The sequence below is a fragment of the Clostridium sp. genome (assembly GCF_036642255.1).
In the GTDB taxonomy this organism is placed as follows: Bacteria; Bacillota; Clostridia; order Clostridiales; family Clostridiaceae; genus Clostridium_J.
In genome coordinates this window covers 117,270-138,697 of record NZ_JAVWDJ010000006.1, presented here as the reverse complement: position 1 = coordinate 138,697, position 21,428 = coordinate 117,270, and the positions used below count along the sequence as shown (strand labels likewise).

The 21,428-nt window shown below is 30.6% G+C and carries 21 protein-coding genes; 14 read left to right on the top strand and 7 right to left on the bottom strand.

Features of this window, described 5'->3' with window-relative positions; all coding sequences use genetic code 11:
- The first annotated feature begins 259 nt into the window (after positions 1-259).
- Positions 260-1,960, top strand: a complete 1,701-nt coding sequence (locus tag RR409_RS05045; protein WP_332556637.1) for a methyl-accepting chemotaxis protein — start codon at positions 260-262, stop codon at positions 1,958-1,960.
- A 426-nt stretch (positions 1,961-2,386) separates the two neighbouring features.
- Here the strand turns inward: RR409_RS05045 and RR409_RS05040 are convergent, their stop codons facing one another.
- The 4 genes from RR409_RS05040 to RR409_RS05025 all read right to left on the bottom strand — a co-directional run bounded on the left by RR409_RS05040 (position 2,387) and on the right by RR409_RS05025 (position 5,916).
- Positions 2,387-4,483, bottom strand: a complete 2,097-nt coding sequence (locus RR409_RS05040; protein ID WP_332556636.1) for a PocR ligand-binding domain-containing protein — start codon at positions 4,481-4,483, stop codon at positions 2,387-2,389.
- A 335-nt stretch (positions 4,484-4,818) separates the two neighbouring features.
- Positions 4,819-5,010: a YvrJ family protein gene (locus RR409_RS05035; protein ID WP_332556635.1), complete on the bottom strand. Its 192-nt coding sequence runs from the start codon at positions 5,008-5,010 to the stop codon at positions 4,819-4,821.
- A 308-nt stretch (positions 5,011-5,318) separates the two neighbouring features.
- Positions 5,319-5,537: a DUF2922 domain-containing protein gene (locus tag RR409_RS05030; protein ID WP_332556634.1), complete on the bottom strand. Its 219-nt coding sequence runs from the start codon at positions 5,535-5,537 to the stop codon at positions 5,319-5,321.
- A 154-nt stretch (positions 5,538-5,691) separates the two neighbouring features.
- Positions 5,692-5,916 (bottom strand): DUF1659 domain-containing protein, encoded by a 225-nt coding sequence (locus RR409_RS05025; RefSeq protein ID WP_332556633.1) that lies wholly within the window; start codon positions 5,914-5,916, stop codon positions 5,692-5,694.
- A gap of 773 nt (positions 5,917-6,689) precedes the next feature.
- Between RR409_RS05025 and RR409_RS05020 the strand changes: the two genes are divergently transcribed.
- The 3 genes from RR409_RS05020 (at position 6,690) to RR409_RS05010 (ending at position 10,928) form a co-directional block, all read left to right on the top strand.
- Positions 6,690-8,543, top strand: a complete 1,854-nt coding sequence (locus tag RR409_RS05020; RefSeq protein ID WP_332556632.1) for an ATP-binding protein — start codon at positions 6,690-6,692, stop codon at positions 8,541-8,543.
- A 588-nt stretch (positions 8,544-9,131) separates the two neighbouring features.
- Positions 9,132-9,503 carry a hypothetical protein gene (locus RR409_RS05015; protein WP_332556631.1) on the top strand — a complete coding sequence of 124 codons (372 nt, stop codon included), beginning with the start codon at positions 9,132-9,134 and terminating at the stop codon, positions 9,501-9,503.
- A gap of 582 nt (positions 9,504-10,085) precedes the next feature.
- Entirely contained in the window at positions 10,086-10,928 is an 843-nt protein-coding gene (locus RR409_RS05010; RefSeq protein ID WP_332556630.1) for a nitroreductase family protein, read from the top strand.
- A 172-nt stretch (positions 10,929-11,100) separates the two neighbouring features.
- Here RR409_RS05010 and RR409_RS05005 read toward each other — a convergent pair whose 3' ends face one another.
- On the bottom strand, positions 11,101-11,556 hold the full coding sequence (locus tag RR409_RS05005) for a pyridoxamine 5'-phosphate oxidase family protein (RefSeq protein ID WP_332556629.1): 456 nt from the start codon (positions 11,554-11,556) through the stop codon (positions 11,101-11,103).
- A gap of 342 nt (positions 11,557-11,898) precedes the next feature.
- On the opposite strand from RR409_RS05005, the gene RR409_RS05000 reads away from it, so the two are divergent.
- The 3 genes from RR409_RS05000 to RR409_RS04990 all read left to right on the top strand — a co-directional run bounded on the left by RR409_RS05000 (position 11,899) and on the right by RR409_RS04990 (position 14,188).
- Positions 11,899-12,918, top strand: a complete 1,020-nt coding sequence (locus tag RR409_RS05000) for an SPFH domain-containing protein (protein WP_332556628.1) — start codon at positions 11,899-11,901, stop codon at positions 12,916-12,918.
- Positions 12,919-13,079: 161 nt separating this feature from the next.
- Positions 13,080-13,271: an Arc family DNA-binding protein gene (locus RR409_RS04995; RefSeq protein ID WP_332556627.1), complete on the top strand. Its 192-nt coding sequence runs from the start codon at positions 13,080-13,082 to the stop codon at positions 13,269-13,271.
- Positions 13,272-13,810: 539 nt separating this feature from the next.
- On the top strand, positions 13,811-14,188 hold the full coding sequence (locus RR409_RS04990) for a hypothetical protein (RefSeq protein WP_332556626.1): 378 nt from the start codon (positions 13,811-13,813) through the stop codon (positions 14,186-14,188).
- A 253-nt stretch (positions 14,189-14,441) separates the two neighbouring features.
- Here the strand turns inward: RR409_RS04990 and thpR are convergent, their stop codons facing one another.
- Together thpR and RR409_RS04980 are read right to left on the bottom strand one after the other, a co-directional pair.
- Positions 14,442-14,993, bottom strand: a complete 552-nt coding sequence (gene thpR / locus RR409_RS04985; RefSeq protein WP_332556625.1) for an RNA 2',3'-cyclic phosphodiesterase — start codon at positions 14,991-14,993, stop codon at positions 14,442-14,444.
- Positions 14,994-15,223: 230 nt separating this feature from the next.
- A complete protein-coding gene (locus RR409_RS04980; RefSeq protein WP_332556624.1) occupies positions 15,224-15,577 on the bottom strand; it encodes a YciI family protein in 354 nt (117 codons plus the stop codon).
- Between the two features lie 436 nt (positions 15,578-16,013).
- Between RR409_RS04980 and RR409_RS04975 the strand changes: the two genes are divergently transcribed.
- The 7 genes from RR409_RS04975 (at position 16,014) to RR409_RS04945 (ending at position 21,257) form a co-directional block, all read left to right on the top strand.
- Positions 16,014-17,294: an FAD-dependent oxidoreductase gene (locus RR409_RS04975; protein WP_332556623.1), complete on the top strand. Its 1,281-nt coding sequence runs from the start codon at positions 16,014-16,016 to the stop codon at positions 17,292-17,294.
- A gap of 262 nt (positions 17,295-17,556) precedes the next feature.
- Positions 17,557-17,694, top strand: coding sequence for a redoxin family protein (locus RR409_RS04970; protein WP_332556622.1), 138 nt, complete (start codon positions 17,557-17,559; stop codon positions 17,692-17,694).
- Between the two features lie 189 nt (positions 17,695-17,883).
- Entirely contained in the window at positions 17,884-18,009 is a 126-nt protein-coding gene (locus tag RR409_RS04965; protein ID WP_332556621.1) for a hypothetical protein, read from the top strand.
- A 246-nt stretch (positions 18,010-18,255) separates the two neighbouring features.
- On the top strand, positions 18,256-18,405 hold the full coding sequence (locus tag RR409_RS04960) for a hypothetical protein (RefSeq protein WP_332556620.1): 150 nt from the start codon (positions 18,256-18,258) through the stop codon (positions 18,403-18,405).
- Positions 18,406-18,851: 446 nt separating this feature from the next.
- The gene (locus RR409_RS04955) at positions 18,852-19,775 is read left to right on the top strand and encodes a YafY family protein (protein ID WP_332556619.1); all 924 of its coding nucleotides are present in this window, start codon (positions 18,852-18,854) and stop codon (positions 19,773-19,775) included.
- Positions 19,776-19,843: 68 nt separating this feature from the next.
- The gene (locus tag RR409_RS04950) at positions 19,844-20,668 is read left to right on the top strand and encodes a DUF2785 domain-containing protein (RefSeq protein WP_332556618.1); all 825 of its coding nucleotides are present in this window, start codon (positions 19,844-19,846) and stop codon (positions 20,666-20,668) included.
- Positions 20,669-20,687: 19 nt separating this feature from the next.
- Positions 20,688-21,257 carry a DJ-1/PfpI family protein gene (locus RR409_RS04945; RefSeq protein ID WP_332556617.1) on the top strand — a complete coding sequence of 190 codons (570 nt, stop codon included), beginning with the start codon at positions 20,688-20,690 and terminating at the stop codon, positions 21,255-21,257.
- Positions 21,258-21,428 lie beyond the last annotated feature (171 nt).

Sequence of the window (21,428 nt, the reverse complement as noted above, 5' to 3'; positions counted from 1 at the left end):
CAAACTGTGCCTGAAAATAGCCTTTTGTTTAAGTTATTCAAATAACTCACTACTGAATATCAAATTTTGTAGTTTGTCCTTGAGTTAATTGACCCCGTATTTAGATACAAAAGCACTATTTTAGTGGAATGAAAAATGTAGAATTATGTAATAATTTAACATATAAATGTACAATATGTAAAATTATTGTAAATATGCTGGTATTTAACATGATGTTTGATAAAATAAACACGTATACGAAATGTGAGAGGAGCAAAATATGTTTAGAAAAATCCGTAATATGAAGTTATCAAATTTAGTAAGTTTTTTAAGTATGTTATCAATAATAGTGGTATTGATTATTGGACTAATAGGATATACAGATATTAAAATAATTAATAGTAATATGACAACAATGTACAAGGATAGGTTAATTCCCATTACGAATTTAGCAAAAATTAGGGCTAGTTATCTTAGTATAAGAGTCCAAGTTAATCAGTCATATTTAAGCTATAGTACTGATTATGGTAAGAAAATAGAAGAGTATGATTTGATAATACAAGAAAATATAAGAAAATATGAAACATCAAAAGTTGACGATAAAGAGGTGCAACTATTAACGGAATTTAAGGAATATTATGCTGAATATCAAAAAATATGGGACAAGGTAAATAATTACACAAGTAAAGGTGAGAAAATAAAAGAAGAGGATGTAAGTAGTTTTAATGAGGTTGGAAATAAGATAGTTGTAACTCTTCAAAGTTTATTTGATTATAATGAAACTGTTGCAGATAAGGTTAATTCTGATAGCGATAAAATATACAATAGTACAATAATCAGTTTTATGATGATTTTAGCTATTTCCTTAGTTATATTTGCAATAGTTGCTGCCATTATAGTTAGAAATATTAAAGCAGATTCTAAGGATATAATTAATAAACTTGAAGCTATCGCTAAGGGAGACTTTACAATCTACATAGAAACTGATGGAACCAATGAATTTGGAATTATGAAAAAGTCGTTAGCAGAAACAATTAATAAAATATCTGGATTGTTAGAAAATATAAAAGAAAAAGCTTTAGTTATTGAAGGTAGTTCACAGGATTTATCAGCAGTATCAGAAGAAATGTCTTCATCATCTGAAAATATTTCAGCTGCAATACAGGATGTTGCAAAAGGAGCAGGGGAACAGACAGAGGACATAGTAAATGTTACAAATGTACTTAATCAATTTGGTGATCAATTAGAAAATATTATTGAAGCAATAAGGCATGTAGATAATAACTCTAAACTAGTAGATGCTATGGCAGGAGAAAATGGAAGTAGCATGAAAGAGATAGTAGAGTCTTTAGGTGGATTAAGAAGTGACTTTAGTGAATTTGTTAACTTAATAATTGGGTTGGGAAAGAATATTTCTCAGATTAATGAAATTACAAATTTAATAAACAATATATCAGAGCAAACAAATTTACTTGCATTAAATGCAGCAATTGAATCAGCTAGAGCAGGGGAAGCAGGGAGAGGTTTTGCTGTAGTGGCAGAGGAGATAAGAAAACTTGCTGAGCAATCTAAAATTTCATCTGAAAATATAAATAGACTAATATCAAGTATTTCAACAGATACAGAATCAATAATTAAAAATACAAATGGTATGGAAGTGGAATTGGAAAGTCAAATTAACAAAGTAAATAACTCCATACAATCATTCGGTAAAATGATAAATGCAATTGAGAAGATTATTCCACAGATAGAATCTATAAATAACTCATCAACAAATATTGAGAAAGATCAGAATATTATTTTAGAAAAAATAGAGGCTACTGCTTCAGTTGCTGAGGAAGTATCTACTTCAACTGAGGAAGTTGCAGCATCTTCACAGGAGATGAATGCATCTTCTGAAGAGGTGGCAGCAACAGCCCAAAATCTAAATTATATGGCAAAAGAAATGACAGAGCAAATAAATGTATTTAAACTTAAGTAAATAGTAAAGATGGATTAGTTCAGATTATCACCACTGGCAAAGCGGGTGGTAATGCTTTTATACAACAGAAAAGGTGACTTAAAAAAAATACTTTTAAATTTATCATGTACAATTGGTGTAATAGAAACTATAGTGGAATTAAAGCTTATTTGTGCAGTTATAGATGAATAAAGTGTTTTATTATTAGACTTTTTGCATAAAAGTACAGGTCTGTATAACTAGATTAAGTTTGTGACATAAATGTATAAATTTTTTAAAAGTATTTTTTAGATTTGTTTTAAAGTTTTTGTAAATTTATACAATATAATAATGGTACATCAATTAAATTCTGATGTACCATTATTATTTGAAAAGAAATTTATCTATAAAAACAATTATAATATTAGTAAATTAGTCTTAAAATTAATAAAACCTACAAGTTATATGTTAAGTAAAATAAATATCAGAAAACTCTATGTTTACTTTTTCTGCATTAGAATACTGGCTTATATGCTTATTATTAAAAGTTTCAGCTTTATTAGCGCAGAAATTCATGTTAGAAGGAAGGTTAACTATAAATTCACTACCTTCTCCATAGCTACTTTTAACCTCAATAGATCCATTATGAAGTTCTACAAGAGCTTTTACAAGAGATAATCCAATACCGCTACCTTCCTGTTCCCTTGTAAAAGATTTATTTACCTGTTTAAAACGTTCGAATATGATATTAAGCTGATCCTCTTTAATTCCTATACCAGTGTCTTTTACAGAAAAGGAAATAGAATCTCCCATGTCTTTTAAATATAGATAAATTATTCCAGGTGAATTGCTAAATTTAATTGCATTTGAAAGTAAATTTAATACAATTCTTTCTATTTTATCAGGATCACAATACATGATCTTTTCTTCAATATCTGTATCAAAAACCAACTCTAATCCTTTGCTTTGAATGTATGGTATTACAGAAAGCGAAATATCCTCTAGTAAATTAACAATATTACACTTTACCATACATAGTTCTAAAAAGCCTGCATCTAGTTTAGTAATATCAATTAAATTATTTACTAATCTCAGTAATCTATAACAATTTTGCTTTATACTTTTTCTGCAATTTAAAAATTGAAGGTTACTATCATTAGGTGAATTTTTATTATGTAAGTCAGTTAATTGTATTGAACAAAATATTATATTCAATGGAGTTTTCAGCTCATGAGAGATATTTGCAAAGAATTCTGTTAAGCTTTTCTCTTCATTTTTTCTTTTTGTTATATCTAAGCCAATACCAATAACATTTTTAATAGTGCCATCCTCACCTTTTATTATTTGAGTATTCCAAAGTATAGTAACTAATGAACCGTGCTTATTAACAAAAGATTTTTCTATTTGTGTTGAGATTATCTCTGGACTTAATGAACGAATGTAGTTTAATATTTCATTGCCATCTTCTTTTTTAAAGATAGTATTTCTCCAGTTATAACCTAAAACTTCTTCAGCAGAATACCCTGAAAGCTTTTCTCCATATTTATTAAATTGAAATAGAAAACCATCTTGGTTCCAAACACAAATTATAACATTTGCATTATCAATTATGGTTTTAGAAAAAGTTTGTTCTTTCTTTAATTGTTCTTCAGCATTTTTTCGGCAAGATAGATCTGTCAAAGAACCAGCCATTCTTACTGGAACATTTTCAGCATTACAAATAGCAGCCCCGCGAATTAAAACCCACTTATATTTATCGAAATTAGCTTTAATTCGAACCTCTTGTATAAAGTGTCTATTATGCCCTTGAAAGTGATTGGACAATTCTTTTACGAAACAATCTCTATCTTCAGGGTGAATAAATTCCTTATAATTAGGGAAGTAAAGGTTAAATTCAGATTTTGTATAACCTAAAATCTGAAGAAATCTATCTGAAGCATAAAAAGTACCTTCTTTAATTTTGTAATCCCACATTCCATCATTAGAACCATTTAGCGCAAGTTCATATCGCTCATCAGAAAGCATAAGCTGTTTTTGTGATTCTAGAATTTTTAATTGGCGCAAACCTAACTCACCAACCATTTCTGAGAGGTGTTTAAGAAAAACAAGGATTTTTTCTTGTTCTTCCTTATTGACAATTGGAATTTCATCTAGAGCTTTTAGGTAAGCTTCTTCATCAAAACCAAATTTTTTTGCTTGCATACGAAAAAGTTCTTTATCTGGTTTTTCAAAAAAAATTTGACCACTAAAGATAATGGCAAGAAAATTTCCATCTACTATAATTGGTGTGCCGATATCTATCAATCCATTTTTGCATTTATAATCCACAATAATGTCTTTATTTTTCAGCTTTTCTAGGATGAATACATCACTTTCAATACATCGGAGTTTAGATTCAGGATTTACTCTATGAAATTTTGTGCACATATCTCGCCAACCTGTTGAGGTGAGAATGGTACCATCTCTTGAAACGATTCCAGAAGCAATGCTAGTTGCTTGGTAAAAGCTATCTAACAACTTTCGAAGCTGATTAATATCTACAAGATCTGTTAGTTCATATTTCATGATATCCCCCCTAAAATTCAAATGAAATTTATATATAATCTCTGTTATTTATACAAAATAACCCCTTATTCTAATAAATTTCTTAATATATTCTATACTTTGTATAAAAATCCTTTTTCTAAAAAACTAATGTACTATTTTAGAGGAATATTGTTAGGGCAAGTAGGTTTATTAGGTGGCGCCTTAGGAAAGAAAAAAAGTACATATTATTGTGGTAAGTGCGGATTTTCTCACGAATATAATGGTTAAACTCTAAGGATATGTTAAAGTTAAAAAAGGCTGTTTCCAAAGTAATTGCAATACTTTGGAAACAGCTTTTAATCCTTCATATTAACTTAAGAAGCTACTTTATCATCACAACTATTTTCGATAACAACTCCAAGTTTGGTAGAAATTATGGTGTTAAGCTTATTTATTGATGAAGTTAACCCAGCAATGTTTTTCTCAAGTCTCATGAGAAGATAAGCAGTTATAGCCACTGGAAACCCAACATTACCAATAAGATTAACAATTTCATTTACCTCCATGGAGATCACCTCCTTTAATTACATTTTAGTATGATAGTTCCCACAACCTTATCAGTGCTTAAATAAGTTTAAGGGGAGAGTTTGCGCTAAAAATCAAACTATGAAACAAAGGATACTTTGAAACAAAGGATACTTTGTTATATCAAAATTCTTTTGCTCACAAAGCCCCCTTGTTGTAACAAACACTATTTTATTCATGAAAGTTCCTTCCAAAGATTTGAACCAAATGAAATTACTCATTGCTATTAAATAAAGGGTGCAAAAGCACCCCTCATTAAGAATGAACAAGTTCATTTTAAAAAAGTTTATTAAAACTCGTCATATCTAGTTTTAGTTGTTTCAACTAAGGTTGCGTATTCTTTTTTTACAAGGTTACTGTTCTTACCGTTAAATAGGTTAGAAGCAACAATGGTGTCCATCACTACTGAAACCTCTTCAGGTGCAATAGCTTCCTTCACATTTTTTAATATAATGTTGGACTTCTCACCAAGTAAATCTGAAAATGTCATAACTAAATCCTTTGCCATAATATTACCTCCTTAAATTTTATTTTTTTATTGGCTTTTTTAAGTCGCAGATTACAACCTCGCTAGGATATTTGTGGAGTATCTAATTTAATGATACTCAGAGCAAAAGCTTGTCCAAGGTTAAAATCCTTTTAGCTGTAGCTAATTTTTGTAACTAAGCCTCTACTATGCTGTAGTCATCAACTTTTCTAAGATCATCTAATGTGTAGTCTAAAAGGCTTTCCATTGCAGTTCCTACAGAATGAATTTGCTCATTTGTAGCGTCATTATTAATCTTAGAAAACTTTTGAGATACAAACACATCCTTACCCTCTTGGTTCACCCCGATTTTGTAAGTTAGCACCATTGCAGTTGTGTTTTTTACTGAACTAATTGCCATACTATCAACTCCTTTCATATAGTAAATATGCGTTGGATGGAGGAATTTACAAAATAATATGTGAATAATTTGTTAACAATAAAATGGAGGCAATTAGGAAATTTATCTCTGGATACTTAATAAGGTTCTTTATAGATAAGAGCTTTCTTATCCAAGGACTAAGAGAGCTTTAACCCATGAGGTTTAGAGAAGCTTAATCAATTTTTAGGGAGAATGAACAAAAGCGATTAACAGGACTCTCTAAGCAACAAAAGAAGAAAATACATAGGTATGAGGCTTTAATTGATGAAGGTTTTAATGTAAGTTAAAGCATCTTAGCACTTAAAATTCATAAGAGACGGACAAAATGTAATTCTTTTTGGAAACTGTGGCACTGGAAAAACACAATACTATCACATTAGGGATAAAGTCTTAAAGTTGCCTAAAATCTAATTTTGTCGAATATTAACTATTTTTGGAGAAGTAATACAATGTAATTATTAAGTATAATTTGGTATAATTAGTATTGTTTTAAGAAAATTCATACTATTTCAAAAAAGTTCATACAAAATAGTGTTGTTTTTGTATAAACATTATGCGTCAATCTAGAGGATTATGAGAAGGAATTAAGTAAATAAATATTATTGATGAAAAAAATATAAAGGTAAATCACAGTTAAGAATATCCCAAAGTCACTTTTGATATGTATATAAGTGTTATTTTGTAAATTGTTCATGGGCATCACAAATTTTTAGCTATTTAGTAAGATGAATACAGATTGATAGGGGATAAAGATGAGGAATTTAAGCATTAAGAGAAAGCTTCAATTTATGATTATAGTAATATTCATTCCAATTATCATATACCAATTTTTTAAGATAAATAACGAATTTGAAAAAAGCATAGATCGTGAATTAAAAGCTAATGAAGATTTTGCCCAAGCTGTTAATTCAGCTTTTACAAATTACATTGATGGGATATGGAATAATGAACTTTCTATGGGACTTGCAATCTCTAATGATATTGGAAGTAGTGAAGAAATAGGAAATTATATGAAATCTATATCAGAAAATCAGCCAACCATAAAACAATACTCATGGATAGATATATCTACATTGAAAGTTAGTGCAAGTTCTAATCCCCAGGCTCTTGGTGTTTCAATTGATGGGCGAGAATACATTAATAAAATTATTAATGGTGAGAATAGGGTAATTTCGGATATGTTAATTTCCCGTGTGGATGGTAAAAAAGTCTTTGTAGTAGCAAGAGGCATAAGAAAAGATAATGTACTAATAGGAATAATCACAGCTACTATTAATGTAGAAGACCTGGATAAAGTTTTGCCGGTAAACAGAGGAATAGATTATAGTTCCTTCGGGTTGATTGATAGTCAGGGTGTTTTCGTATATAGATATGGAATTTCTGATATAGCTGATAAGATGATTAGCGTGAAAGAAGATCCTATTCTAAAAACTGTTTTAGAGGGTGAAATTGTAAAATCAAGAAAATTTAAATCCTCTCTTAATGGAAAAAATATGATAGGGGTTAGTGTACCTATAAATAAACTAGGATGGGTTGCCTCTGGTAGTAGCTCCTATGATGAAGTTTTGCTTAGAACTTTTATTGGTGTAAAAAGTGATATAATTATGCTGGTATTTATGGTTGTAGTAGGTATAATAGCAAGTGTTTTTATAGGAAGACAAATACTTCATCCAATATCTGTACTTAAGTCATCTGCCATGGAGATGTCAAAAGGTAATTTGAATGTCCGTACAAAGATTACAGGAAAAGATGAAATTGCATTAGCAGCTCAAGCTTTTGATCAAATGGCAGCACATATAGAAGAATATGATAATCTTAAGACACAATTTTTTTCAAATCTATCTCATGAATTAAAAACGCCTTTAAATATAATGTTATCTTCTATTCAGTTGATTGAAAATATGCATACAGATAAAGTATACTGTAAAACATTTAAAAATACATCAAAATATATGACAATGATGAAACAAAATAGTTATAGACTTCTAAGGCTAATAAATAATCTTATTGATATTACGCGTATTGATGCAGGATTTTTAAAAATTCGTTTTGGTAATCATAATATAGTTTCTTTAATAGAAGATATTACTCTTTCAGTAGCAAATTATGCAGAGACTAGAGGTATTAATGTTATATTTGATACAGAGATGGAAGAAAAGGTAATAGGATGTGATCCAGATAGTATTGAAAGAATTATACTAAATATTTTGTCTAATTCCATTAAATTTACTCCTCCAGGGGGAAGTATTTTTGTATGTATTTTTGATAGAAAAGATAAAATAACTATTTCAGTAAAAGATTCTGGAATAGGAATTCCATCTGATAAAATAGATATAATCTTTGATCGTTTTAGACAGGTTGATACATCTTTGCATAGAAAATGTGAAGGTAGTGGAATAGGTCTGTCACTTGTGAAGGCTTTAGTAGTAGACGGGCTTAAAGGAAACATCTACGCCCAAAGCGAGAGTGGCAAAGGTACGGAAATTACTATTGATCTCCCTGTGTTTTTAGTTCCAGAGGATGACTCTATTGAGGTGAATAACCTTAATGATACTATGGATAGGGTCCAAAGAATAAATATTGAGTTTTCAGATATATATAACTAATAATATAACTAAGATAGCATTCTTTAATAGTTCTGGTTTATTAGTAATACTTAAATCTAATGTAAGTCTCATAAAAGGTGATTTTACGAGATAACTAACGGGTGCAATTTTACACCTGTTGCTTACTGTAAGCTTATACGCTAATAAGGTAAAGGCTTTCTTCTAAGGTGGTTACATAAATAAGTGAATTTCATAAGCTCATAGAATAACCTAGGAAAAGAAATTACCCCTGGGGTGATTATTAACTGTGAATACAATTTGTTTTTCTAAAGCTCTTACTTTATGTATAAATTAATTATGCCATGTTTTTGAAGGTGATAGACCCTAAAGCTTTAGCTATGCAATTACGGAAGCTCTAAAAATTGTTTCAAATATGGTGAAATAATAAAGAAGTATGAAACCATGTGGGATGGTATAGAAATTAGCTGTGGTGGTAAAAATAGTAAAAATAGTAAATATAGATTGTTTCCAATAAATACAAAGTAGTTTACCTTGCACACTTAAACATTAAAGCTTATAATTTAAATGCTATAAAAAGTATCTGTAAAATAATTATTTGGTTTGAAAAATAATTTTGAGGTGATAATTTTGGATACTGAAATTAAAGATATGCTTTTTAAAATCTTAGAGGGTCAAGCAGAACTTAAAACTGAAGTTAAAAGTATAAAAGAAGAGGTAAAAATCATAAGGGAAGAGGTAAAAAAGCATTCCCTTAAATTTGATGCTATTGAAAGAGAAATAGATACTATTGCAGAAGTGCAGACTTCACATAAAGAACAAAATGAGAATTCATCTAAGAATTTAGAGACTAAATTTGAAGAAGAGACAAGTTTGATTGAAGCTGCTGTAAGAAATATATCTTCAGATGTTAAGGAAGTAAAAGAAAGTATAAATGTGCTTAAGACTGTGACAGGAAGACATGAAGTAGATATAAACATACTTAAGCGTAGCCCAGTATAATTTAAATAGTGAGAAAATATTTTAGATAGTAATAGAGCTAACATTTGTTAGCTCTTTTTTTTAGAAGTTTTAATAACTCTTGTTTCATAATCTTCTATTGACAAAACATTAACGGTTGTATAAAATTAAATTATAATCAATTTAAAAAAATCCCTTGGAAGCCCTTAAGGAATAATATTTCACAAGTAAGGAGAGGGAGACTCCAAGAGGGAAACCCAAGAAGAAAAAGCTCAAAGTGAAAATACTAGAATACCTGTGGGAAAAAATTTAGAAATACACTCTTATGAGTAAAAATTTATAAACATATAGTAAGACTAAAAAGGAAAAACTAGAAAAGCGTTTACGAAGGTTACAACGTAAGGTATGAAAAATGAAATAAATTTAGACATAAAGAAGGGGGGAAGTTGCGTAAAACAAGTAACAGTATAAAGCTTAAAAGATATTAGAAAGTTGCATAAAAAAACCTTGAAGAAATTAAGAAAAGTAGTGTTTTTCTAAAATATGAAATCTTAGGGCTTTGGCAAGGTAGTAAACTTTATAATATTTGTATGGAGCTTTGTAGGTTTTATGTAACGGTGTTGTATGAATAATGTAATAAAAACCATAGAAACAAGATACTCAGTAAGAAACTATATAGACAAACCTATTGAAAAAGAAAAGTTAGATATTATTAAAACTTTTTTGGAAGAAAATAAAAAAGGTCCCATGGGGAATGAAGTTAGCTTCCATCTTATTGATGCTTCGGAATATGATAAAGCTGAGTTAAAATCACTAATAACTTATGGCATGATAAGTGGGGCAACAACATATATTGTAGGAGTTGTTAAACCAGGGGAATATGCTATGGAGGATTTTGGCTACTGTATGGAAAAAGTCATTCTTAAGGCTTCAGAGTTGGGCCTTGGAACTTGCTGGCTAGGAGGAACCTTTAACAGAGGTGGCTTTGCGAAAAAAGTAGAACTATCTAGTGAGGAGTTGTTACCTTGCATTACTCCAATAGGGTATACTGCTGATAAAAGAACAGTAAAGGAAAATATTATCAGGACCTTAGTAGGAGCTAAAAAGAGAAAAAAAGGCGAAGAATTATTTTTCAATAACAATGTGAACACTTCGCTAAACTTAGACACCATCGGCCAATATGCAAAGGTATTAGAAGCAGTGAGATTAGGTCCTTCCGCATCAAATAAGCAACCTTGGAGAATTATTAAAGATTCAGAAGGGTTATATCATATTTTCTTAGAGGAAGATGAGAAATATAACAATACTTTTAGCGGTATTAAAATTCAAAATATTGATATGGGTATTGCAATGTGCCACTTTGAATCTTCTGCAAAGGAACTTGGCATAACTGGACAATGGATAAAATCAAAGCCAGAGATTCAGGCAGGTAAGCTTAAATATATTGTTACTTGGAAAGAAAATTAAAAAGTCCAAAATTAAGAAAATAACATAGATTTCATAAAAAAAGGCTATGCTTTAATGCAATGTTGAAATAATATACAAATTTGAAGGGTGAATGAAAATTCACCCTTTAAGTCGCTTTTTAAGAACTATGAGTATTATAGTGTCATGTAATGTAAAAATTAATTCTACTTTCTTATGTATGTTTTGTAGCCCTCTCTTTACCAACATCAATACAGTAAAAATAGTCTTTGTCATTTACCATTTTCCATTGCTTTAAATAATCACATTTTACTTCAATAAAAGTAGCAACTTTAAAATGAGCAAAACGTTCAAAATATCCTTTATGCTTATTCCTAAATATTTTACTAACTTCAATATTTTTATCTTCCATTGGACTTCCAATTATCTTAGCTTTACCTTCTATTTGCATGTTTTCTACACATAGTGATACATTTTCATTTATTTCAATCTGCTTGCATTTATTCGAACGTTTTCCTGTTAATAAATAGAGAACAAACCCATCGCTTACAAAGCACATAGTTCGTGAAGTCACCTTATTATTTGAGCAAGTTGAGAGTACTATATTATTTTGATTATTTAGATACTCAATAAATTCAATTTTAGTATTATTATAGTCTATTTCAATCATTATTATCTACCTCTTTCCTTTTAATCCATAAATTTTATGGTAATTCACACTTAAATACAATTGCCACGAAACTTAAAAGTATTTTCATTGATTAACACTTCAATTGTACCATATTTTGTATATTGTTATAGTGTTTATAAACGTCTCCATATCAACACTAATTTATAATAGATCCAAAAATAAATAATTAAGAAGGAGTGTACAAATAAGTACACTCTTTTTGTACACATATATTTAAAACAAAATTACAAAAGCTATTGTAATAATTTTCAAAAAGATGTAAAATATTAATATGATATCAATTTGATATCATATTAATATTTTGCAAGGGAGTGTAGCGTTATGGAGGATAAGAAAATCCTTTTTGAAGAAAAAGAAATGAACGCAAGAAGTGGTATGGGGATGCTTATTGGAAATATAGCACTAATTATATTGGCAATAGCTGCCATTATACTAAGTGCTAGCCTTGTGGTAGAAAATAATACAGCCATTGGTGTTAGTATTATAATATTATCAATTGGTTATATTTTAATTATTGCACCACTAATGTTTATAGGACTTAAAGTAGTAAACCCAAATGAAGCTTTAGTTTTAACCTTATTTGGAGAATATAAAGGAGTATTAAAAAAAGAAGGGTTTTATTGGGTAAATCCTTTCTGTACAGGTATAAATCCAACTTCTAAACATGTAAGCGTTGCAGTAACTCAATCTGCTGCTAATAAAGAACATGAAAATAGTACTCATGATACTGTGGGTAAAAAAATCTCTTTAAAGGCAATAACTCTTGAGAATAGAAAACAAAAGGTTAATGATGAATTAGGTAATCCAATCGAAATAGGGGCTGTTGTAATATGGAAGGTAAGAAATGCTTCTATGGCAGTATTCAATGTAGATAACTATAAAAACTATATTTCTACTCAGTGTGACTCTGTGATTCGTAATGTGGCAAGATGCTATCCTTATGATACCAATGAAGTTGAACAGATGAATGAAAATAGCAATGAAAAATCCCTACGTGGTAGCAGTCAGGAAGTTGCCTCTATCATGCAAAGAGAATTGCAAGAAAAGGTTGATATAGCTGGACTAGAAGTTTTAGAGGTTCGTATTACTCACCTTTCTTATGCACCTGAAATAGCTTCAGCAATGCTACAACGCCAACAAGCAGTTGCCATTATTGCAGCAAGACAAAAAATTGTAGAAGGTGCAGTAGGTATGGTTCAAATGGCATTAACTCAGTTAAGTGAAAACCAAATAGTTGAATTAGATGATGAAAGAAAAGCAGCTATGGTAAGTAACCTACTGGTAGTACTTTGTGGAAATAAGGACGCTCAGCCAATCGTAAACAGTGGATCAATTTATTAAAGTAGTAGCAAGCTTTTTAGGACTAACAACTTTGGAAGCAGATTTTGGCTGCTAACAAAGCAATTTACCTACACTGAGCAACTGCTCCTTGAAGAAGCTTGCGCACTTTAAGTTTCTAAAATGCTGTTAAAATGAAAATTAGGAAGAGGTGTTGATAGTTAGTGGATAAGAAGTCAAAGGAAAAAGATAAGAAGCAGGTTTTATTACGACTATCACCAAGTCTTTGGAATGAGCTAGCAGCCTGGTCGGAGGATGACTTTCGATCCATTAATGGGCAAATAGAATATCTATTGACAGAATGCGTAAAAAAGCGCAAAGGAACTGATAAGGATAAAAAAGGTGAAGAAGACTAAATAATATAAGTGTTCTTTGTGTGGAACAGATTAAAACCCCTAGGATTTTTAGAAAGCCTAGGGGTTTTAATCTGTTTATTTTTATGAGGATTCCGTATCACTGTTAATTTGGATAAACAATTCAAACTTAATCTATCTTTAAATTATTCAAAATCCATTACTGTAAGGCAGCTATATTTTTACCCAGACTAATGAAAAGATAAGCAGTTGTAGCCACTAGGAAACCTATATTTCCAATAGGGTAACAACTGATTTCATAAAGTGAATATGCAAATAACACATGATAAAAGAAAAACATTTAAACAAAGTATCAATAGTATGTTCAAAAACATCAGGTATAGAATCTTTAGTTCTATACAGTTTAGTATAATAAATGGTACAATTTGTATATGATTACAGTTATTATGATGCAATTTATACCATCAATCTTTGTAACTATGAGTGCATCTTTAATTCATTTAATAATTACTATTAAAGAAATAATTTCGTTAGATAAGATAAAGTTTAAACAATAGGCTAAAGGAGAAAGTGTAAAAAATATGGGGACTACTATAAGAAAATTTATGTATATTGTGGCAATTATATGGACAATAATGGTATTATTCATTATTTATAAGAATATAGAATTTCCTTTTGTTCTTCAATTCGTAATAAGCTATTTTATATTTGCACTATTAATGTGTTTAGATTTTATCATTACTATATTTTTAAATATCAGAAAATCAAAATGGAGTACAATAAGAAGAAGGTTACTGCAATTTTTTATTGGAGCTTTTGCTATTTTGGCTCTGAGGATTTTATTTAATTACCTAATAAAAGGTGAATTAAGAATAATGGAGAAAATTATTAGCTCTATAGTTATTTCTTACAGTATAACTTTTGGGTATTTGTTGTTTGAAAAAAACAATGGTGATTAACAAATTTTATAATTGGTTTTGAAATAAAATACTTACAGGGGTGTGAAATCGAGGAGTTAGCTTTAGTTAATTACCACCACTTATATAAGTTGGTGGCTTCGTGGTGAATAATAATACTAATAATAATACTGTAGCAAGTTTACCCACGATCTAAAGGTCACCCCAGGGGTCATGCACAAATTACTCAAAGCTTATTTTCATAATGCACTAATAAGGACTATGTGAGTCTCACATAGTCCTTTCAATTTTAAAATTAACTTAACTCTTTTAGTTTAACCTCGTAAATAGGTACACCATTTAGTTTTCCATTCTCTTCTTTACTTGCCATTAAGGTTATTGCTTTTACTGGAATAGTAATTATATCAAATTCAATTAAATTGTTTAATTCTATAGAATCTGTAGGAAATAATACTCTTCGGCCTAAAGTGATGTGTGGCATAAAACCCTTATCATAAAATGGTATCTTCCCTTGATTTAATAGGGTGGAAAGTTCTTTAGAAAGCTCATTAAGAACAGGATTTTCTGCAATTCCAAGCCATAAAATATTTGTCTTTTTTCTTTTAAAAATACCTAAGTTACTCAACAGTAATTTAAAAGGACTTACCTTTAATACTGACCTATCTATCACTTCTTTTATTTTGCTAATCTGAACATCATCTGCTTCTCCTATGAACCGAATTGTTAAATGAAAGTTATTCTTTTCCGTAAAACTCCCCTCACTGCAGTGGCTCTTTATAGAGGATGTTATTTTATCTAAATAATTCTTCACGTAATCTTCAAAATCTATAGCAATATATACTCTCAAGTTTTTATGGTCCTTTCTTTTAAGTTACAATAATTATAATTCATACTTACGGAATAATGAAGTAGGCTTTATAAGCAAAAATATTATCCTAAATTTTGTTAGCATCTCGCAGGTGCTAACAAAATTTGGAAGTAAATATAGCGGAATATACTTGCTAATTACTGCAACCTCTATAGGTGAGTGATGGATAGCACTTCCTGGTTATAATTTGAACTATAACCAGGCTCTCACTACTCAAATACTTGACGTAATTCAATCTCACCTTCACCATACCCTTGAGGATCTGGCATCCGCATAGCCCACTCTATAGCTTCCTCCCTGGACTTCACATCAATCAAAATAAATCCTGCAGTCAAATCTTGAGATTCTGTGAATGGGCCATATGTAACCACTGGCTTTTCCCCTGGCTCAACATACGAGAGGCGAATCCCATTGGAGCTTGGATGAAGTCCTTTAGCCATAACCCGCACCCCAGCGTCAACTAATTCCTCATTGTATTTCGTCATGGCTTCCATGAGCTCAGGGCTTGGGAGATTTCCTGCTTCTGAATTCTTCGAAGCTTTAACAATTAACATAAATAGCATAAATCTTCCTCCTTATTTTTAGTGAAGTTCCTTTTATTAGGCATTCATACTTTATCTCTTTATAATTATACTAAAATTCCACATGCACTTTAAACTAGATATACAGTACACATTTTGTAAAGAATTTAGTTTGTTACTTGAATATTCTAACATTTGAATCGCCATGGTTCAATGATTTCCAATAAACCTTCTTCATGAGCCTTTTACTCACCAAGAACTTGCAAGCAACATTGGTTGCGATTGTTTTTCACGAGAAGTTAGTTCCCAATTCTAGTCTATGTTCATAGAATAATAATTGTATAACTACAGGATTCAATAATGAAAGTATGAATTTTCATCACTAAATCTTTTAAGATAACCAACATGGACCTTGTATGATTTAAGTATTAACTTTGGTTTTTTATATTTAAAAGAGTAATATTTGGGAGGACAGTAAATGAAAGAAATCGTAGTAATTGGCGGGGGATGGGCAGGGTGCGCTGCTGCTATAGCTGCCAAGAAAGCTGGAGCAAAGGTAACTTTACTAGAAAGAACTGATCTACTGTTAGGCCTTGGCAACGTGGGAGGACTCACTAGAAACAACGGAAGATACACTGCTGCAGAAGAATCCATATTACTTGGAGGAAGAGAATTATTTGAAATTACAGATAGGTGCTCAAGGCATAAAAACGTAGATTTCCCAGGACATAAACATGCTAGCATATACGATGTAAATATAGTTGAAAGCGAAGTAAGAAACAAATTAGAAGAAATGGGCATTGAGATATTATTCTACACCACAGCTAAGAATGTGGAACTTGAAAATGGAAGGATAAAAGCCATCATACTAGATGAAGGAAAGAAAATCACAGGAGATGCTTTTGTGGAAACCACTGGATCTACTGGCCCCATGAATAATTGCCATAAGTACGGCAATGGCTGTGCAATGTGCATTTTAAGATGCCCAACCTTTGGTGGTAGAGTAAGTATCACAGAAAAATGTGGTATCAAGGATATGATGGGTAGGCGTAAAGATGGAAATTATGGCTCCTTCAGTGGTTCTATAAAGGTGAATAAGGACACCCTTAGTGAGGAAATTCAAGAAAAACTCAATAAAGAAGGAGTTGCCATAATCCCGCTATCACCAGAGGAGAGAAACACTGAAAAGTTAAACATAAAAATATGTCAGCACTATTCCTTAGATGCCTTTGCAGAAAATATAATACTCTTAGATACTGGTCATGCAAAGCTAATGGCACCTTACTATCCTATTGAAAGGTTAAGAAAGATAAAAGGCTTTGAAAGAGCAAGATTTGAAGACCCATATTCAGCAGGAGTGGCTAACTCTATTAGGCATTTATCCATCGCACCAAGGGAAAACACCATGAAGGTTCGTGGCATTCACAACCTCTTTGTGGCGGGGGAAAAAAGTGGTTTCTACATTGGTCACACCGAAGCTATGGTGACAGGATACCTAGCTGGACATAACAGTGTAAGATGTGCACTAAATCTCCCTGAAATTGAACTGCCAAGTACCTTAGCCATAGGAGATTTTATAGCCTTTTCTAATGAAAAGATGTATGAGGCAGATGGTGATAAGCTTAAATTCACCTTTGCTGGATCAATTTACTTTGAAAGAATGAAGGAAACTAGCCTTTACTCAATAGATAGTGAAGAGCTTTATAATAGGGTTAAGGAAGTTGGACTATTAAATATATATGATGAGAAGCTATGTTAGATTGATGAATTAATATTAGTAGCCCTGTGGAGATAAACCACAGGGTTTTTTGTTGTGCCCCAGAAGGGTTATATGAAAGAACTTATCTTTAGCACAATTCCAAGCAAATCTCGTAGCTCTAGGAGGGTTAGAGGTTTGGCCTTTACTTATATTGGAAATTTAGCTTTGTTATCTGAGTGGATTTTCAAAGCTGCTATTTTATTTCTAATAAAAAAAAGAAATAGAGGTAAAATATTTATATATTTTTTTAGGAGATGATAATGTGACAAATATTAAAGTTGGAGATAAAGCTCCAGAATTTAAGTTAATGAGTTCAAAAGAAAACATGGTAAGTATTCAAGATTTCAAAGGGAAAAAGGTGATTTTATCCTTTTATCCTGTGGCGTTTACTCCAGTGTGACAGAAGCAGATAACTTCTCTGGAAGAGAACTATGAGAAAATTCAAAGTTCTAATGCCATTGCTTTAGGAGTTAGCGTGGATTCACCTTATGCTAATGCTGCCTGAGCAAATACCAATGGTTTCAAAAACACTACACTACTTTCTGATTTCTGGCCCCATGGCCATGTAGCTGCACAATTTGGAGTTTTTATGGATAATCTGGGCTTTGCACAAAGGGCCATAGTGGTTTTAGATGAAAATCAAAATATAATCTTCCATAAAATCTACCCACTTGAACAGGAGCCTGATATGTCAGAGGTTTATAAGTTGTTATAGAAATTTTCTCTCTTTACAGGGATAATTGTCCCAAATGCTACAATAAAAAGCCATCTGCAAAATAGAATGTCAACAAAGAGTACATTTTAAAATTACACATGGCTTTTATGGTGAAACTTACTAAGATAATTCCAAATCATAACTTAACCACCCGCATGAACCTATAAGAAAATTTCCTACATAATTAATTGAATTAATGAAATTATAATAGATGTAATTCAAATTATCTTAGGAGGTGATTATCTTATGAAAAAGGCTAATAAAGTTATTAAATCAGATACAGAAGTTGGTACTCGAAACCACAAAGGTGGCAGTGCTAAAGGGTCAAGCAATAAAGGTGAAATAGATTTTGAAGGTCTTAAGAAGTTAACTGAAGGAGTTACAACTGGAAAATAAAAAGTTTAATTTTATCATAATGATTTTAAGGATATCACATTAGGTTTATGATAAAATTAGTGCTTGTTACCTCTAAAGCTTCAAGTAAGAGCAGGTAAGTTAAATATAAAAGCTGTTTCAAAAGTACAACAATACCTTTGAAACAGCTTTTAACTTTTATATTAATTTAAGAAACCTCTCTATCATAGAAATATGCCACAGAAATGGGTTTACTAAAATAATAGTGAAGATAAGATTGATAATGGCATAAGATTTGATATTCATGTAGGAAATTCACTTAAAAAATCTCTTTCAATATGTTAAACTATTCCAGAGATGATATAAATGAAATTTTCCTGAACCTCACGGAATGCCATAGGATATGCTATTTATATCAAGATTTATAGATCATAGTAAGAGTGTAATTTCCCAAGAAAGGTAGGTAACGTTTAAGGCGTATTTATATTATGAGAGCAGATAGATTGTTATCAATTTTAATAATTCTTTCACAAAAGCCATCAGTAACGGGAAGAGAACTTGCGCAGCATTTTGAGGTATCCCTAAGGACAATATATCGGGATATAGAAAAAATAGGTGAAGCAGGAGTTCCTATAGCAGCTATTGGAGGAAAAGGTGGGGGCTTTTATATTATGGAGAACTATAATTTAAATAACCTATTCTTTAATAAAAAAGAAATTGAGCCTTTGATTGCTGTAATGGATAATTTAAAAATTTTATTTGGCAGTAACCCACAATTTAATGATATAGTACTAAAATTTGAAGCTTTACGGAATAATGAACAGAGACACTATGAAAAGTTTAGTATAGATATGTCACACTTTAGTATGGCACAGGAACTCAGAGAGCATTTATTCTTGATAAATACTGCAATTGAAAATAATAGAATATTGAAATTTGAATATATTAATAGAAAAATGGAATATTCAGAGAGAATAGTGGAACCAATCCAGATAAAGTTTGCTGGTGGCCAGTGGTATATAGTTGCCTTTTGCAGGATAAGAGGGGATTATAGAAGTTTTAAACTTGTTAGAGTAAGAAATATGAAGCTAGGTGAAATTTTCATTAAAAATTCAATTTCAAAAGAGGAAATTGAGAGAATTTTTAGTGAAAGTTATAAAAAAAACAGTATTCTTATCACATTAAAGTTTTCCAGTGAAATAGGTGAGCAATTAAGTGAGTATTTTTCCAAAGATAAAATTAGAGTTATAGAAAATCAAGAATATATAGTTGAGGATTGCTTTCCTGATGATGAGGGGCTAAAAAAATTTATTTTGAGCTTTGGTTATAAATGTGAAGTTATAGCTCCAAAAAAGTTAAGAGAAGAAATCCGAGTATATATTAAAAATATATATAGTAAATACAATGACTGACATATAGGTGTCAGTCATTGTGCTTTATAATAAAAATATAGAGTATCGGAAGGTGAGGGGGATATATTATGACTGTTGAAGAAAACAATCTAATGGAAAAACTAATAAAAATTCAAAGTAATAATTTTTTACTAGAAAAAAATGAAAATTACTTTACACTTGCACTAGAAATGATGAAGAATATAGGGTCTATAAATCCAACACTTAGGGATGAGTTGATATATGGAATTTTATACCATTGGATAACTGAAAATAGATTAAACTTTGAACAACTTAGAGAATTGCTAAATATTAGTCTAGGCAATTCTCATCTCTTTTATAAAATAGGTGAAAACCATGAGGATAGTGTTTTTAAAAGGTCATTCTCAGTACTAATAGTAGCACTTATTATATATGAATTTAGGAAAGATAATTTCTTATCAGAAGAAATGCTCAAGGAGGTAAAGACAAAAATTATAGAATATATGCTACAGGAAAGAGACCTTAGAGGGTATGTTGAGGAAAAAGGATGGGCTCACTCAGCGGCTCATACTGCAGATGCACTAGATGAGTTAGCTCAATGCAGCTATATTAATAAAAATGATTTAATAAACATATTGAATTGTTTAAAAGCTAAGGTATGTATAGGCTACTATGTTTATATAGATGAAGAAAGTGAAAGGATGGTTACAGTAGTAGAGAGTATACTTAATCGAAAAATATTAAGAGATTCTGAAATAATACACTGGCTACAAGGGTTTATGGGTGACAAGAACCAAAGTAGTTACATTGATAGTTATCATCTGAAAGTAAATATAAAGGGGTTTTTAAGAAGTTTATATTTTAGAATGTTAGAAAAAGAATCTTCAAAATTTATTAATGAAAAAATAATAAAAGTTCTTAAGGAACTATAATATAGAAAGAAGGATATTTATGAATATATGTATTTTTTATTATGATGGTTTTTGTGAATTCGAGGTTGTATTTGTAGCTGGAGAATTTTCCTCACACAATGTTATTACTGCAGCTTTAGAAAATAAAGTTTTTATAAGTGAAGAAAAACAAAAATTTGTACCAGATAAACTAATTGAAGAGCTTAACCCTGACGACATTGATTTATTTGTAATACCAGGTGGTAATCCAGCCTATCTTTACGAAAATGCTATTCTTAAGAAGTTCATTGAAAATATGAATAAAAATGAAAAAGTTATTGCAGGGATCTGTGGAGGAACAGAGCTCATGGCAGCTTATGGGATATTGAATAATAAAAGGTGTACAGGAGATAGCGATGGGTTAAAAGCTGATGCAGATTATATAGATTTATTTAAGCAATCTATAATACTTAAGGAGGATGTTGTAGTGGATGGAAATATAGTAACTTCAACCGGACAATCCTTTATAGAATTTGCATTTAACTTGGGTAAAATAATGAATATTTATAAAGATAAAAATGAATCTGAAAACAGATATAGATGGTACAAAAATCTTAAAGGTAGCTATTAAGAAAACAGAGTATGGCATACAAGTAGGCTATTAGCTTGGATTAGGTTAAATCTGTTACAGAGAACCGTACCACAAATAAATAAGATTTTATTGAGAAATAAGGAGTCATTATGTGATTTGACATATTGGCTCATTTTCTATTTGTAAATATAATGAAATGAATTGTATAGC